We start from the raw sequence: 15,111 nt of genomic DNA, 5'->3' as shown, positions 1-15,111 counted from the left end.
CGCGGTCTGGTGCCCTCACTCTGGCCCTCTCCCACAGGGAGAGGGAATAAATCCTAAATACGGCAACATGCGTTGCCACTTTGCTTTTATTCCGGCCACAGCCACGCCGCTCCGCGCACGCCGCTGGAATCACCGTGAACGGCCTTGCGGATCGGCGTTTCACATTCGCCGCCAAAGACCCACTGTTTCATCAGCTGTGGCACGGTGGTGTAGATCCGGTCCACATTGCTCATTCCTCCCCCCAGCACGATCACGTCCGGGTCGAGAATATTCACCACATGCGCCAGTGATTTCGCCAGCCGCATTTCGTAACGGCTCAGCGCCAGCTCGGCTACTGCATCCTGCGCTTCCACCAGACGCATAATCTCATTGCCCTTGAGCGGCTGCCCACTCAAACGACGATAGTCGGTGGCAAATCCGGTCCCGGAGATAAACGTCTCGATACACCCCTGTTTGCCGCAATAACACGGCACTTCAGCGCGATAGTGCAGTTCATCTTCATCCATCCACGGCAGCGGGTTGTGCCCCCACTCGCCCGCCGTCCCGTTGCCGCCAATATGTGCCCGACCGTTAAAAGCCACGCCCGCCCCGCATCCGGTGCCGATAATGACAGCGAACACGGTCTGCGCACCGGCCGCCGCGCCGTCAATCGCTTCGGAGACCGCAAGACAGTTGGCGTCATTTGCCAGACGGACTTCGCGGTTGAGTCGCGCGCTCAGATCTTTATCAAACGGCTGACCGTTGAGCCATGTGGAGTTGGCATTTTTTACCACCCCGGTATACGGCGAAATCGAGCCGGGGATCCCCATCCCAACCGAACCGGTCTGCCCTGTGGCTTTTTCCGCCATTTCGACCAGCCGCGCGATGGTTTCAATGGTTTGTGAGTAGTCGTCACGTGGTGTCGGCAGGCGATGGCGAAACAACTGCTCGCCCTGTTCACTTAGCGCAATGACTTCCGTTTTAGTGCCGCCCAAATCAATACCAATACGCACAGGATTCTCCTCATTATTTTGATTATCAACAGAGTAGAAGTCGGCTACCCGATTAGCAATGCAAGCATGGCGACAATTCGTTATTATGCCCGCTGATTTAACGACAAGGCCGTGGAAATTATCATGCTGTGGTTCAAAAATTTGATGGTTTACCGTCTCAGCCGCGACGTTTCGCTGCGTGCGGAAGAGATGGAAAAACAGTTAGCCGCTTACACCTTTACCCCTTGCGGTAGCCAGGATATGGCCAAAACCGGTTGGGTTTCTCCGATGGGTTCTCAAAGCGATGCGCTGACCCACTCGACAACCAATGGTCAAATTATTCTTTGCGCGCGTCAGGAACAGAAAATCCTGCCATCACCGGTGGTGAAGCAAGCGCTGGAAGCGAAGATCTTCAAGCTGGAGGCAGAACAGGGCCGCAAGCTGAAAAAAACCGAAAAAGACTCGCTGAAGGATGAAGTGCTGCACTCCCTGCTGCCGCGCGCCTTTAGCCGTTTCAGCCAGACGATGATGTGGATCGACACGGTAAACGGTTTGATCATGGTTGACTGCGCCAGCGCCAAGAAAGCAGAAGATACGCTGGCCCTGCTGCGTAAAAGCCTGGGTTCACTGCCGGTGGTTCCGCTGGCGATGGAGAACCCGATTGAACTGACGATGACCGAATGGGTTCGCAGCGGCAGCGCCGCGCAGGGTTTCCAGCTGCTGGATGAAGCAGAATTAAAAGCGATCCTCGAAGATGGCGGTGTGATCCGCGCGAAGAAACAGGATCTGGTGTGCGACGAGATCGCTGTACATATCGAAGCCGGAAAACTGGTGACCAAACTGGCGCTCGACTGGCAGCAGCGCATTCAGTTTGTGATGTGTGACGATGGCTCGATTAAACGCCTGAAGTTCTGCGATGAGTTACGCGATCAAAACGAAGATATCGACCGCGAAGATTTCGCCCAGCGTTTTGATGCCGATTTCATTCTGATGACGGGTGAACTGGCGGCGTTGATTCAGAATCTGGTCGAAGGGCTAGGCGGCGAAGCTCAGCGTTAACGGAATGCCCCCTCTCCGAAAGAGAGGGGGCGTACTGCTTACAGATAACGGCACAGATAAGAGGTCGGCTCAGCAACCTGCAGATGGAACTCGCTGTGGCCAGGTACGTTGAAAACTTGCCCGGCGGTATAGGCTTTCCACTCCGTCTCACCTGGCAGTAACACGTTCAGCGCCCCGCTGATGACCGTCATCTCTTCAGGCTCTGCGGTACCAAAGGTATATTCCCCTTCAGCCATCACGCCGACACTGGCGCGGCCAGTGCTGCTACTGGTAAAACCAATGGATTTCACTTTACCGGAAAAGTATTCGTTACTCGAAAGCATGAACTGGCCCTTATGTCTTTGGATAAAAATCCACTATAGGGGCCATCCTCCGTGCCTGTCACGCAAAATCATTACGCCAGTAATTCAGACGCCAGACGCGTCACAAGGACGTTCGATAACAGTACCGGAACATCGAGTGCTTTCTGCAAGAGATCGCGGTGGCGCTGATGAAAACCGAGACAATCCAGCATTAAGACGTCGGCCCCCTGATCGAGCAACTCCCGCCCGGCCGCGATGAGCTTCTCCTCGCTATCCCAGATCGGATTTGCCAGCGCGAACAGAGGCCGTTTTTCCAGCACTTTCCATTTCGCGGCCTGCCCGTCCAGCAGCTCTTCGATCGGCACGATCACTCCCACCTGGTGACCATCCACAATCGACGCAACCAGTGGTGGAATGATGCGCATCGGTTCAAGCAAGATGGATTTGCGGGCGACTAATCCGGAAATCGGCGCCGTGCTCATCAACAGGATGACGTCATATTCTTGATTATCGAGCACTTCGATGACCCCTTGCAGGGCGCGCTCAATTTTCTGATGCGACACGTGCGCCAGTTTACCGTCGCTTAATAATGTCGGCAGCGACTCCTCTCCGGGCTCAATCGCGTAGTCTTCCATGACCTCTTCCCGACTCATCTTGCCCAGCAGGCTAAGATGGGTGATCTGTTGTTCAGAGACATGCTCCGTTAAGAGCGGTAATACTTCGCTCACAGGGACTACCCCGATGGTGAGGATCGCCAATGTCGCCTTCATCTTCGTCGCCTTTCTTCTACAACCACTTCGATCATACAGGCACAAGCACACTACGCTGCGCGGCTCTTGTTTAGGTTAAACAGCTCAAAAGCGTAGCAGCAGATCTTCACACCGAAATGTAAAGATCGAACGCCGTTTACGAATCTAACTGTAATAACTAAATATTAACCCTGAGTTAACATTCCTGTTGAGCCAAAAGTGTGATTCAGGCACGGTTAAAACGGATTTAGGATAAGTATCAGGACTTATCAGGATCCTCGTAACGGCGCTTTGCATCCAGCGCTTCCTGTTCAGTCTCATGCTCGCTGATAAGCGAATCGGGCTTGGGGTGATCTGCACGCAATTGATACCAGGTTACAGTCTGCGTGCCGTTACCTTTCTCAACGGTGACAATGCGTGCTTCGCGTGGATACGGCGGTTGGGTTGGCATAGTTCATCCTTTTTTTGTTGGCTAAACTATGAGTATAGACACCTGTTAGCTGGCGCAAGCCAGTCGCAGGGAAGTCACGATATGCTGGACCACCTGTTCAGGTGACAGCGATGCATCAACAACGTGGTGCGCGGCTTCGCGGTACAACGCATCGCGTTCGGCAAGAATCTCACTCACCTCTTCGTCGAGCGGCTTAGCGGTGAGCGCAGGCCGTTGCCCCTCTTCCGGGTAGGCCTCAAGGCGCGCGACCAGGGTGGAGACCGGCGCGCAAAGATAAATCACGATGCCTTTCTCGCGCATAAAGCGACGATTATATTCTGCCAGGATAATGCCGCCACCGGTCGCAATGACGGTCGACGGAGCGGTAACCGCTTCCAGGGTTTCGGTTTCACGCGCACGGAAACTTTCCCATCCCTCTTTTTCGACCATATCCGCGATGGTTTGGCGGGCATGCGTTTGCAACCAGTGATCGGTATCTACAAACTGACTTTGACACACGCGCGCCAGTTCGAGGCCGACGGTCGTTTTGCCGCAGCCACGGGGGCCAACTAAAAAGATGGGTTGGGTCATAGCCTGATGTTCCCCTTGATGCCGCGAGGTTGCGGTGTGTGATGTCGAAAAACGAGCAATAATACCACTAAACTAGTACATAAGTTAATTGTAAAAATTGGATTACAACAAGAATATGTTTGCATGACAGAGCGCGTTGAGCCTGAATATACTCATCGCCTTCTGTAAAGAAATCATTGCAAAAGTAGGTAAGTTAACTTTACTGCAAAGCCGCTAATGATGACAACCCTGCGGTTGCCACACTATATCACAATACAGCAATGCTTATCATTACGCTGTACGGCGCTTCACTTCCAGCAGCCACTTATCCAGCTCGGCGGCAAATTGCTGTCGATCGCGCTGGGATAACGAATCCGGCCCTCCCGTTTGCACGCCGCTTGCCCGCAGGGTATCCATAAAATCACGCATAGTGAGTTTTTGCCGGATGGTTGAGGGCGAGTAACGTTCACCGCGCGGATTCAGCGCCGCCGCGCCTTTCTCCAGCACTTCTGCCGCCAGCGGAATATCAGCGGTAATCACCAAATCCTCCGGGCTGCACAGGCGAACAATTTCATTATCCGCCACGTCAAAACCCGCCGGCACGCGCAGCGATCGAATGAACTTTGACGGCGGGATCCGCAGATTTTGGTTCGCCACCAGCGTTAACGGCATCTGCACGCGTTCGGCTGCGCGAAATAATATCTCTTTGATAACATTCGGACACGCATCCGCATCCACCCAAATCGCCATAGTTTCTCCCCGGTAAGACATTGGTGGCTATTGTCGCCTGCTTTTCGTTGTTAATCTATATAGCCGTCATACTTCAGGCTGCTGGTGAGTTTCCCCCAGCCTAGACTATTCAGGCTTACAATCAGCACTCACGACGCATAATAACGGAGAGACATGATGGACAAAAAAATCGGTTTTATCGGCTGCGGCAATATGGGAAAAGCCATTCTTGGCGGGCTGATCGCCAGCGGCCAGGTGTTGCCAGGGCAGATTTGGGTCTATACCCCGTCGCCGGATAAAGTCGCCGCTCTGCGCGATGAGTACGGAATTAACGCTGCCGAAAGCGCCCAGGAAGTGGCTCAGGTAGCGGACATTGTCTTTGGTGCCGTGAAGCCTAACATCATGATTAAAGTGCTCAGCGACATCACCTCCAGCCTGAACAAAGAGACGCTGGTGGTCTCTATCGCCGCCGGTATCACTCTCGATCAACTGGCACGCGCCCTGGGGCACGACCGTAAAATTGTCCGCGCCATGCCGAATACGCCGTCGCTGGTGAATGCGGGGATGACGTCCGTCACGCCAAATGCGCTGGTGACTTCCGGGGACGTAGCCGACGTACTGAATATTTTCCGCTGCTTTGGCGAAGCCGAAACGATCGCCGAGCCAATGATCCACCCGGTGGTCGGGGTCAGCGGTTCTGCTCCGGCGTATGTCTTTATGTTTATTGAGGCGATGGCCGATGCGGCTGTGCTCGGCGGAATGCCGCGCGCGCAAGCCTACAAATTTGCCGCGCAGGCGGTGATGGGCTCCGCGAAAATGGTACTGGAAACCGGTAAACATCCGGGTGAGCTGAAAGATATGGTCTGTTCACCTGGGGGAACCACCATTGAAGCCGTGCGCGTTCTTGAAGAGCGTGGGTTCCGTTCTGCGGTCATTGAAGCCATGAGCAAGTGCATGGAAAAATCAGAAAAGCTCAGTAAATCCTGATAAAAACAGCCGGGCGTCAGGCGGCCACTTCGGTGCGATTGCGTCCGGCATTTTTAGCCTTGTAAAGAGCCACATCCGCGGCTTTAAGCCATTCACGATAGTGGCCAAACTCTGGCGTTAAGGGCGCAACGCCAACGCTTATTCTCAGTCGCACCTGCGGGGCGCACGGTAGCGTTAAGGCGGCCAGTCGCTCATGCACCCGGGACATTGCCGATATCGCATTCTCGGCTGGCGTACCGCTCATAATGACCGCAAACTCATCGCCGCCAAAACGGCCTATCAAATCCCCGGCGCGCAGCGTCAGCTGCAGCTGACGGGTGACGGCAATAATGGCCTCATCGCCGACGTCATGTCCCCAGGTGTCGTTAATGGTCTTAAAATGATCGATATCAATAATCAGAATAGCGGCCTCGCAATGGCCGCGCCGACACTTTTCGTATTCATTGCGTAACAAGATTTCCCAGTGTCGGCGGTTGAACACCCCCGTCATCCCGTCCCGGGTGCTCATTAACTCCAGGCGGCGCTTGTGTTCCGCCAGTCGAATCGCCGTTTGATAGCTCACCCACGCAAACACCACCGGATAAAGCACGATCACCGGCAGCGTCAGCCATAATTCCAGAGGCGTGAACGTAAAGGCGGGCGCGATGCCGGTCAGCTGTAGCGTCACCAGCGCAGCAATGGCGGTGATGACCGCGCCAGCACTCAATAACTTTATGCCCCCTGCCCCTGTCAGGTTCATCGCTATCATCATCACCAGCGCCGCGGTAGGCAGCACATCCACGCCCATCAGGCCAATCCAGATACCGGCCACGATGGCATCGGCTTTCAGACTGAGAATCTCACAGCTGCGCGGATCGGCGGAACGATTCGCCAGCTGCCAGGCCAGATGTGGCCAGACAAATGCCCAGCCCACCAATAATAACCACCAGCCGCCGGACGGCGTTTGCGCGACCAGTGCGCCAGCAATAGGGAAAAACATGGCGGCCAGGCCGAACAGGCGCGGCAGTCGCACTCGCCGGGCAAAGCGGATGCCGGAGCGGTGATAGTCATCCTGAGAAAGGCTGTGCTCCCACTCTTCTCGTGTGACGTCTTTATTGTAAAAATTTTCGTCATTCATAATTTTTGGGAACATTCTGAAACATTTCCCAAATTATAGAGAGGGTGGTTGCGATGAAAGTATGAAATTTCGGGTGAGTCAGTGCCACCGCTCACCCGTTAGGACTACGAGGATTTCTTCAGGCACGCGCTCATAAACTTATTACGATCGTCGCCTTTCAGCGATTGTTCCGTGGCCGTGACGTTGCATTCGCGCATCTTTTGCTGCTGCGGCGTCAGGCTCTTTTCACCGGGCTTAGAGGCACCATTTTTCAGGCAGTCGCTCATGTACGTTTTCCGGGCATCGCCTTTCAGCGTCTGGGCCGTAGCCTGTTGATTACAGGTGGTCATTCGTTGTTGCTGAGGAGTGAGGGTTTTCTCGGCCGCCGATGCCGCAGACATCAGGATCAGGGAAGAGAGCAGGGTTACAACCAGAGTCAGTTTCATAGCACCATCCTGTTGTGAAGGTTCACACTAAGTCTGGTTCGTGACGGGGAAAAAACCACCCGACGGAAGGGATTTCCGCCGGGTGACGTTTTTATTTCAGGCCAAGCGCGGCCTTCATGGTGTAGAACAGATCGGTTTGATCGGTCAGTCCCACCACATTCGCTGCATGCGGACCATACGCGGCGATACGCAGCTGCGTGCCGGTATGTTCCATCGACTCTTCTTCCGAGTTGCCATAGCTCATCACCATCACCGCACCGTCTTTGGTGTTCAGTGCCTGAGTCAGGCCCGGGGCTTTGGTATCCGGGGCAACAATCTGGCTGGCGTGAGCGTGGTCAGCGGTGACAATCACCAGGGTGTTGCCATCCTGTCTGGCGAAGTCCAGTGCCTTCTGCACCGCTTCATCCAGATCGACCGTTTCGCCAATTTGACCACACGGATTAGCAGCGTGGTCCTGCTTATCAATAGACGCCCCTTCCACCTGCAGGAAGAAGCCTTTCTCACCCTTGCTTAACAAGGAGATGGCTTTGTCGGTCATCTGCGCCAGCGTCGGGATGCTGTCGTCACGTTTCGGGTTTGGCGTACAGGTGACCGCAGGCTTATCAATATTGCCGTGATAAGAGGCTTTTGGCCCCTCCCAGCGCACCGGCATGTTGCCTTCAGAGAACAGGCCCAGCAGCGGTTTATCCTGATTCGCTTCGGTAATGGCCGCCAGCGAGGTCGCATCATTCACCATTTGATAGCCGCGCGCCTGCGCCTGTTCGCGCAGGGTTTTGCCCTGCCACTCGCCCGCCGTAGCGGACTCTGCGAAGGTTTTCGCCCCGCCGCCCAGCGTCACATCAGCGCGCGCGTTAAGCAGTTGCTCAGTGATAGAGCCTTTACCGCCTTTTTCCAGCGCATTGGACGCGCATTTTTCGCTGGTCACGGACGGGCCATAGCATTTACGTGAGGTGACATGGGAAACCAGCGCCGCAGGCGTTGCATCCTGCAGTTCAGCGGTTGAGACATTGCCCGTTGCCAGCCCAGCCGCTTTCGCCATCTCCAGAATGGTCTGGTGATCTTTTTCGTGAATATCGACCCCTAACGCACCGTTATAGGTTTTGACACCGGTGGTCCACGCCGTGGCGGAGGCCGCGGAGTCGGTCACGTAATCCGGTTTGCCGGTTTTTTTATCCAGCGCGTAATGAGTGTATTGTCCGGTCAACGGAAGCGCATCGATCCCTTTAAAAAAGCCGCCTGCACCTTCGGCATAATTTCGCGCTGCGGTAATTTCGGAATCCCCCATTCCATCACCGATCAGCAAAATAATATTTTTCGCCGGTTTGTCATTCAATGACGCTCGCAGCGCAGCGGTTTGATCTTCCGACAGGCGACGTGCGCCACCCGGTTGCGTGATATCGCCCTGTGCAGCACGATTATCCAGTACGCGGGTGGTTGTGGTTTCAGCATGAATAACAGGGGTCATTAAAAGGGGCATTAATGCGATGAAAATTGCGCTCTGTTTCACTTATTTTCTCCATGTACAAATACATAAAAAATAAAACAGAGCGACTATAAGTATCTCACATGACAACCCGATGACAGATGTTTTGAATGTGTAACGGATTAACTACGGGGGTGGCGCAGCAGCTTTTTTACATATTGCTGTAGCATTTCGCTATCCTGAACCGGCACTTGAGAGTCGGGCCTGGCATCCTCCAGTGCGACTTCGATACTGCGAATGAGCGTCTGTTGGTCGCTCTGTTCCATATGCCTCAACAGGGCGGTAACGACGATCTCCAGCGCTTCAACCTGGGCAACCAGTTCTTTTGACTCTTCTTCCTTTTGGGCAAGCTTAACCAGCAACTCTGCAATGAGATTTTTCATCGTGCTATTTCCTTATCAGGTGTGTGCTGAACTTATCACTCCGTTTGAATATTGCAAAGAGGCGAAAAGTATTATCTTTATGAAAAAACACGCTATGTCGCAAATAACGATGATTCCGCCTCAGCGAAACGTTTTGCTATTCTAAAAACCAATTACGCGCAGGATAATAATTAGTGATTGCACCTGACTTTTCCATCCCGTAATTGACGTTTCAATCAATACATAATATATCCTGAGTGCGTAAACCTCAGATCCGGTTAATCTCCGCCAGCTGACGACGACGGCGTAATGCCAGGGCAAGCTGAATAATATTCAGTAAAACCACCACGGCCGTTGCCGCAAATACCCAGCGGAATCCCGCCATCGCCGAGACGGACGCCCCAATCAGCGGGCCCGCAACATTTCCCAGATACATAAACGACTGGTTATAGCCAAAGATCCGCCCGGTCACCTGATCGCTTGAATACTTCACCAGCAGGGTTTGCACCGCAGGGAGCATGGCGCCATCGGCGAAACCGAGTAAAAAGCGCAGCACCCCCAGCTGGAAGGGCGAAGTGACGAATGACATGGCGAAAAACAGCACCAACGCAATAATGAGCGTCGCCATCAGGATCCGCGCCGTGCCGATCCGATCGCCGAGTTTACCCAGACGCGGCGCCGAGATAAGCGCCGACACGCCGGGCACGGCGGCAATCATCCCGCTAAGAAAAGCGATATTGTTGCTGTCCGGAGCCATGGATTTAATAAACAGAGCGAGGATCGGACCAATCGAGCCGTTACACAGCTGAATGACCATGGTGGTAACGAAAAGGCTGATCATCAGTCCGGGATAAGGCAGCGTGGCGAACACCGCTTTACCGCTCAAGCGGTCGGCCTTACTGACAGAAGGCCGCACACCCTCTTTAATCAGGAAAAACGTGACCAGAAAGCTCACCATCAGCAGCATCGCGGTGATGAAAAAGACCGCGCGCAGCCCGACGTGGTCAGCTAAAAAACCGCCCATCAGCGGGCCGCCAATCACACCGCTAATCTGCGCCGTTGACAGCGTGCTAATAGCCCAGCCGCTCCGCTCGCGCGGAACCTGCGAGGCCACCAGCGCCATTGCGTTTGGAATATAGCCGGATGTCAGCCCCATCAGCCCGCGCAGTAAAAAGAGCTGCCAGACGTTAGTGGCGTAAGCCTGAAGTAAAATCGCAATCGCCATCCCCAGCGAGGCGCGCAGCAGCATCAGTTTGCGCCCTTTGCGATCCGCAAGGCTGCCCCACATTGGCGAAACAATGGCCGACACCAGAAAGGTGATACTGAACGTCAACCCTGACCACATCGACAACGCCTCGTGCGACGACACACCAAGCTGGGACACATACAGCGGCAGGAACGGCAAAATCTGGCTGATAGCAAGGCCAGTGAAAAAACAGCCAAACCATACCGAGATAAGATTTACTTTCCAGGATTCCATAACAGGCAATATCTTCATTTTTAGGCGAATACACCGACAGATTAGCAAGTTACGAGCGATTACGAGGGACCAGAGATGCGACGCCGATGAGTTTGGTGTTTTATCTCCCCAGTCATCATATTTGTGAAATAAGTCACAATTTATTCAGTTTGGGCTGGTGGATTATGCTTTACCGACACAGCCCAAATCCGCTCACCCAGTTCCTATTTATCATTTATGTGAGACGCAAGCTCAATCATCACCCGCGTCTCGCGTTCGTCTTTAAAATAGGGATCTTTATACAGTGCTGCAAGGCGGCGCAGCCCAGGGCCATCATCTGGTATTTGAGCGGGGGGTTCCACAATTCCAGATCATCAATCACAACATTCGCAGTTTTAATGAACGCGGTTTTGTCGTAACAGACTTTCAGGATCTTGATGTGCTGACCGATCGGCTGATTGTCATTTTCAATGTAACGATTAAATAGGTTGTACTGTTCGGGGGTTGACGGCCAATGATATAAAAACTCACGATGATAATTTAAATTATTGATATTTAATCATAAAACAATTTATTTCCTTTACCGGTGGTGAGGGTTCAGTTTTGTCAGTTTGTTCCGTATACTTGTTGAGGAGTCTATAATTCTATGGATGAAAGGTGGAAACACTGTGAAAATTAGTGAATCTACGCTATTTAAGTCAGGATTAAACCGTAGCAGCGCTACAAAAATTGAAGTGCAAGTGTCAGGTTGATTAGATAAGGAAGTTGATGAAATGACTACAGATTTCAATAAAGATCGTCTTCTGGTATCGGGTTTTACGGTGAAGGAATTACAGAAACTTCAGAATAATATCAATAACTTTGGCGGTACGTTTGAGGAAGTTATCAGAGATTTAGCCAAAAGGTTTAAAATTTTTCTGTGGGTTTTTTGTTGTTGTGTTGCGTGTTTTTTGTTTCTTATTTATTCAAAAATTGATGACATGGGATATGTTTTTGGTGGTGGTATTTCGTTACTTGTTGCTGTATTTATAATTGGATTTTCTCAACCGCCAATCATTTCATTTAAATGCTGGCGGTTTTGTCGTGTAAATAAAAATTAGTTATTATCCGTGCTGATAAGGTCAAATATCACTTTGGCCTTAATCCCATATCCGGCTATCTTCATGGTTAGCTTTGGTTTACTTATCGTATTTACTTTCCTGTAAAAGTCACCAGGCAGGTAACGGAAAAGCCGCCACGCCTCCGGTCTTCTGGATAACCCAACGATACTGTAAACACTGGCCGCCAGTGATATAGAGTTGTAGACCATCAGTCCAGACTCAGGTTTGAAACCCATAAACTTTGCTATTTCCATCGTCTGATCTGCAATTATACCCTCTGATTTTGAATCAGAAATTTTCGATAAGTTTATTGCCTCTTTCGATATTTGATTTATTCCATCGGTAATAAGAATTGCGCCAGAAATTATTCCAAGAGGGGTTCCTGTCGCTATCATCACCCCACCGCCGAAAATAGCCATTCCGGAAACAACAATCTTAACGGCACTGATTACGTACCCGACGATTTTGTTATTTTCCCGGACGAACTCCACTTTGGCATAAAGTTTCGCTGCTTTCGTGCGCAGCATTCGCCCCTGCTCTTCAAGATTTTCGGTCTCTGCCCTGAGGTTTTTTACGCAGGCCATGCATTCTTCATCAGACTTTGCTCGTCGTGCGGCTGCAAACTGCTGCTCAACAACCTCTTTTATTTCCCGGACGAACTCCATCCGGGTCAGACCAGCCCGAAGATGGAAGGAGGACAGCATATTCGCTGTATTAATCAGCTTTCTGGCCTCAAGATTAACCATTGTTTCTGCCCAGTTTTTATTCCTGCCTGAGCGCATCATATCAAGTAATGCAGCATCCATTTATGTTCTCCCTGTATATTACATCCTGTATATTACATCGCCGATAATACCCCTTTATTTTCAGCTGTAAATAACCGTCGTTTCAGCCGAAAATATGTTGGTCTCGATATGCCTGTTTTCTCCGATACGGCATTAAATGAGACTCCCGGCCTAATCAGCGCAGTAGCTGAAGCAGGATGTAGTAGTCAAATTTACTGTGCCACTACACGGCTTTTGAAAGCATGCAGGATCCTGATAGAGCAGACGGTATCTGTGTCAGTGTGCCGGTAACGGTGTAGTCGCGACCCTTCTCCTGATGAGGTAAGGGTAATACAGTCATTGAGTATGCTCTATGTTCCACTTTAGGCTGGTGGATTATGCTTTACCGACACAGCCCAAATCCGCGCATCCCCAGATGAAAATGGTTGGCATGAGCCGCATTGTATTCCGGTCCCAGCCCGTTGCCGTAGTAGTCGCAGCTCGCACTCAGCAGCGCCTTTAGCCAGGGCTGAGTGGTGTCATTGCGCCAGCCGCGCAAAACGGTGACTCGCTCTCCGTCGGCCAGCTGAAATGCGCTGATATCCAGCGCTTCGGCGCTGGCGTGTTCGCTGCGGCGTGCATCAGGACGATGATAAATATTCCGACAGGCAAAACTCCCCAGATGCTCAATGCGCACCAGTTCGCTGCCCATCATCGTTTTGCTTAGCGGTCGCGCCTGCTGATGAACAAACAGCGCCGAGCTTAACGCCAGCGGACAGCTGGCGATAAAACTGCTGCTCAGCGAGACGGGACCAAAGCGACGTACCCGCACTACATCCTTCAGCGGGCACTCCCCGGCGCTATCCGCTAACGCCTGCGTCTCGATAAGCTGTTTCTGATTGGCCTGCGAAAGCAGATTGGCACACGCCTCCGGGCTTAGCCGACGCAGTTTGTACTGGGTGATTTTCCCGGGCCGATCGTCGAGTTTAAGAGGCACAAAAGGGTTGTAATAAGACGGCAGCCAGCGATACCCCACCGCAGCCACACCCGCAATCACAAGACAGATAAGCAGACTTTTCCCTCTCACAATCCCTCCTTTTTAAGGTGTCAAAACATTATGGCAGAAGGCGGCGAATCCCACTGTTCATCGTGGTATGTTATAGGCTTTTAGTCAGACTGGAAGAAAGTGAGATGGCGAAGCAGCGGGTAGGAATTGTCTTTGGGGGAAAATCAGCAGAACACGAAGTGTCGCTGCAATCGGCCAAAAATATCGTTGATGCGATTGATAAGAGCCGTTTCGAGGTTGTCCTGCTGGGCATTGATAAACAGGGCCAATGGCATGTGAATGATGCGAATCAGTATCTGTTAAATGCGCACGATCCGGCCCATATCGCGCTCAATCCGTCCGAAATCAGCGTGGCGACCGTTCCGGGTGTAGAGCAAGGGCAGCTGATCGATGCGGTCAACGCGCAAGCCTTACCACAGCTTGATGTCGTCTTCCCGATTGTCCACGGCACGCTGGGCGAAGACGGCTCTCTGCAAGGGATGCTGCGCATGGCCAATCTGCCCTTTGTCGGCTCGGATGTGCTCGGCTCTGCCGCCTGCATGGACAAGGACATCACCAAACGCTTGCTGCGCGATGCCGGGTTAAACATCGCTCCGTTTGTGACCCTCACCCGCGCCAATCGCACTCAATACAGCTTCGCGCAAATCACCTCACAGCTTGGGTTGCCACTGTTCGTCAAACCGGCGAATCAGGGCTCTTCCGTGGGTGTCAGCAAAGTCACCAGCGAAACCCAGTTCGCAGAAGCGGTACGTCTGGCCTTTGAGTTTGATCATAAAGTGGTGGTAGAACAAGGCATTAAAGGACGAGAAATTGAGTGCGCCGTACTGGGCAACGATTTTCCACAGGCCAGTACCTGTGGTGAAGTGGTTCTGAACAGCGACTTTTATTCCTACGACACCAAATATATTGATGATAAGGGTGCGCAAGTGGTGGTTCCGGCTGCGCTGGATCCTGCGATCAATGACAAGATCAGGGCGATCGCCGTGCAAGCCTATCAGGCGCTTGGCTGCGGCGGTATGGCGCGCGTCGATGTGTTCCTGACGGCAGACAATGACGTTATCATCAACGAAATCAACACGCTGCCAGGTTTCACGAACATCAGTATGTATCCGAAACTCTGGCAGGCGAGTGGTCTGAGCTATTCCGATTTGATTACCCGTCTGATCGAACTGGCGCTGGAGCGACATGCCGCAGACAGCGCCCTGAAATGCTCCGTGAACGGTTAATCCGCTTTTTCTGAGTGCTCCACCTTTTCCGCCGCCGGCTCTTCAGGTCGCCGGCGGATAATGAATCCCGCCAGCCAGAAACTGATCACCCACGTCACCAGGCCTACCGCATAGGTTTGCCAGCCTTTCGCCTCAAATCCCAGTAGCCCAACAATACCGTTAAGAATAAAGATCAGCCCAATCGCAAAGGCGTAATAATGCCAGTCACGGCGTAGTTTGGCAGACAGGTTCATGGCAACTCCGGCAGAGAAAAAGACATCCTCTCACAGTTTTATCACGCGGTCTGTGGCAGATGCGGAAATTCTTAAATGT

General features: G+C 52.5%; 19 protein-coding genes. 5 read left to right on the top strand and 14 right to left on the bottom strand.

Going from position 1 to position 15,111, the window contains the following annotated elements; all coding sequences use genetic code 11:
* Positions 1–86: 86 nt before the first annotated feature.
* The gene (gene mak / locus SOM82_RS04645) at positions 87–992 is read right to left on the bottom strand and encodes a fructokinase (protein ID WP_320460209.1); all 906 of its coding nucleotides are present in this window, start codon (positions 990–992) and stop codon (positions 87–89) included.
* A gap of 123 nt (positions 993–1,115) precedes the next feature.
* Between mak and rdgC the strand changes: the two genes are divergently transcribed.
* Positions 1,116–2,030 (top strand): recombination-associated protein RdgC, encoded by a 915-nt coding sequence (gene rdgC, locus SOM82_RS04640; protein ID WP_320460210.1) that lies wholly within the window; start codon positions 1,116–1,118, stop codon positions 2,028–2,030.
* A gap of 38 nt (positions 2,031–2,068) precedes the next feature.
* Here the strand turns inward: rdgC and ppnP are convergent, their stop codons facing one another.
* The 5 genes from ppnP to SOM82_RS04615 all read right to left on the bottom strand — a co-directional run bounded on the left by ppnP (position 2,069) and on the right by SOM82_RS04615 (position 4,831).
* Positions 2,069–2,353 (bottom strand): pyrimidine/purine nucleoside phosphorylase, encoded by a 285-nt coding sequence (gene ppnP, locus SOM82_RS04635; protein WP_154127594.1) that lies wholly within the window; start codon positions 2,351–2,353, stop codon positions 2,069–2,071.
* A 71-nt stretch (positions 2,354–2,424) separates the two neighbouring features.
* Positions 2,425–3,102 carry an AroM family protein gene (locus tag SOM82_RS04630; RefSeq protein ID WP_320460211.1) on the bottom strand — a complete coding sequence of 226 codons (678 nt, stop codon included), beginning with the start codon at positions 3,100–3,102 and terminating at the stop codon, positions 2,425–2,427.
* A gap of 238 nt (positions 3,103–3,340) precedes the next feature.
* A complete protein-coding gene (yaiA, locus tag SOM82_RS04625; protein WP_154127592.1) occupies positions 3,341–3,532 on the bottom strand; it encodes a protein YaiA in 192 nt (63 codons plus the stop codon).
* A 45-nt stretch (positions 3,533–3,577) separates the two neighbouring features.
* A complete protein-coding gene (gene aroL / locus SOM82_RS04620) occupies positions 3,578–4,102 on the bottom strand; it encodes a shikimate kinase AroL (protein WP_320460212.1) in 525 nt (174 codons plus the stop codon).
* 270 nt (positions 4,103–4,372) lie between these two features.
* Positions 4,373–4,831: a YaiI/YqxD family protein gene (locus SOM82_RS04615; RefSeq protein WP_154127590.1), complete on the bottom strand. Its 459-nt coding sequence runs from the start codon at positions 4,829–4,831 to the stop codon at positions 4,373–4,375.
* 156 nt (positions 4,832–4,987) lie between these two features.
* On the opposite strand from SOM82_RS04615, the gene proC reads away from it, so the two are divergent.
* Positions 4,988–5,797 carry a pyrroline-5-carboxylate reductase gene (gene proC, locus SOM82_RS04610; RefSeq protein ID WP_320460270.1) on the top strand — a complete coding sequence of 270 codons (810 nt, stop codon included), beginning with the start codon at positions 4,988–4,990 and terminating at the stop codon, positions 5,795–5,797.
* A 16-nt stretch (positions 5,798–5,813) separates the two neighbouring features.
* Here proC and adrA read toward each other — a convergent pair whose 3' ends face one another.
* The 5 genes from adrA to SOM82_RS04585 form a co-directional block, all read right to left on the bottom strand.
* Complete coding sequence (gene adrA, locus SOM82_RS04605; protein WP_320460213.1) at positions 5,814–6,929, bottom strand: diguanylate cyclase AdrA; 1,116 nt, start codon at positions 6,927–6,929, stop codon at positions 5,814–5,816.
* An 89-nt stretch (positions 6,930–7,018) separates the two neighbouring features.
* A complete protein-coding gene (gene psiF / locus SOM82_RS04600) occupies positions 7,019–7,339 on the bottom strand; it encodes a phosphate starvation-inducible protein PsiF (RefSeq protein WP_320460214.1) in 321 nt (106 codons plus the stop codon).
* A gap of 91 nt (positions 7,340–7,430) precedes the next feature.
* Entirely contained in the window at positions 7,431–8,846 is a 1,416-nt protein-coding gene (gene phoA, locus SOM82_RS04595; RefSeq protein ID WP_320460215.1) for an alkaline phosphatase, read from the bottom strand.
* Positions 8,847–8,944: 98 nt separating this feature from the next.
* Positions 8,945–9,205: an anti-adapter protein IraP gene (iraP, locus tag SOM82_RS04590; RefSeq protein WP_154127587.1), complete on the bottom strand. Its 261-nt coding sequence runs from the start codon at positions 9,203–9,205 to the stop codon at positions 8,945–8,947.
* 247 nt (positions 9,206–9,452) lie between these two features.
* On the bottom strand, positions 9,453–10,664 hold the full coding sequence (locus SOM82_RS04585) for a multidrug efflux MFS transporter (RefSeq protein WP_320460216.1): 1,212 nt from the start codon (positions 10,662–10,664) through the stop codon (positions 9,453–9,455).
* A 283-nt stretch (positions 10,665–10,947) separates the two neighbouring features.
* Here SOM82_RS04585 and SOM82_RS04580 point away from each other — a divergent pair, with 283 nt between their 5' ends.
* Entirely contained in the window at positions 10,948–11,130 is a 183-nt protein-coding gene (locus tag SOM82_RS04580) for a hypothetical protein (protein ID WP_320460217.1), read from the top strand.
* 286 nt (positions 11,131–11,416) lie between these two features.
* Positions 11,417–11,743, top strand: coding sequence for a hypothetical protein (locus SOM82_RS04575; RefSeq protein ID WP_320460218.1), 327 nt, complete (start codon positions 11,417–11,419; stop codon positions 11,741–11,743).
* Here the strand turns inward: SOM82_RS04575 and SOM82_RS04570 are convergent.
* Entirely contained in the window at positions 11,740–12,549 is an 810-nt protein-coding gene (locus SOM82_RS04570) for a DUF4225 domain-containing protein (protein WP_320460219.1), read from the bottom strand. The genes SOM82_RS04575 and SOM82_RS04570 overlap by 4 nt on opposite strands.
* Before the next feature lie 361 nt (positions 12,550–12,910).
* Entirely contained in the window at positions 12,911–13,594 is a 684-nt protein-coding gene (locus SOM82_RS04565; RefSeq protein ID WP_320460220.1) for an extensin-like domain-containing protein, read from the bottom strand.
* 104 nt (positions 13,595–13,698) lie between these two features.
* Between SOM82_RS04565 and ddlA the strand changes: the two genes are divergently transcribed.
* Positions 13,699–14,799 carry a D-alanine--D-alanine ligase gene (ddlA, locus tag SOM82_RS04560; RefSeq protein WP_154127585.1) on the top strand — a complete coding sequence of 367 codons (1,101 nt, stop codon included), beginning with the start codon at positions 13,699–13,701 and terminating at the stop codon, positions 14,797–14,799.
* On the opposite strand, the gene SOM82_RS04555 is transcribed toward ddlA, so the two are convergent.
* A complete protein-coding gene (locus SOM82_RS04555; RefSeq protein ID WP_154127584.1) occupies positions 14,796–15,032 on the bottom strand; it encodes a DUF2754 domain-containing protein in 237 nt (78 codons plus the stop codon). The genes ddlA and SOM82_RS04555 overlap by 4 nt on opposite strands.
* Between the last annotated feature and the right edge of the window lie 79 nt (positions 15,033–15,111).

The sequence above is a fragment of the Lelliottia sp. CFBP8978 genome (genome assembly GCF_034046055.2).
In the GTDB taxonomy this organism is placed as follows: domain Bacteria; phylum Pseudomonadota; class Gammaproteobacteria; order Enterobacterales; family Enterobacteriaceae; genus Enterobacter.
The sequence above is the reverse complement of the archived record's forward strand: the minus strand, read 5'-3'. Positions and strand labels throughout refer to the sequence as shown.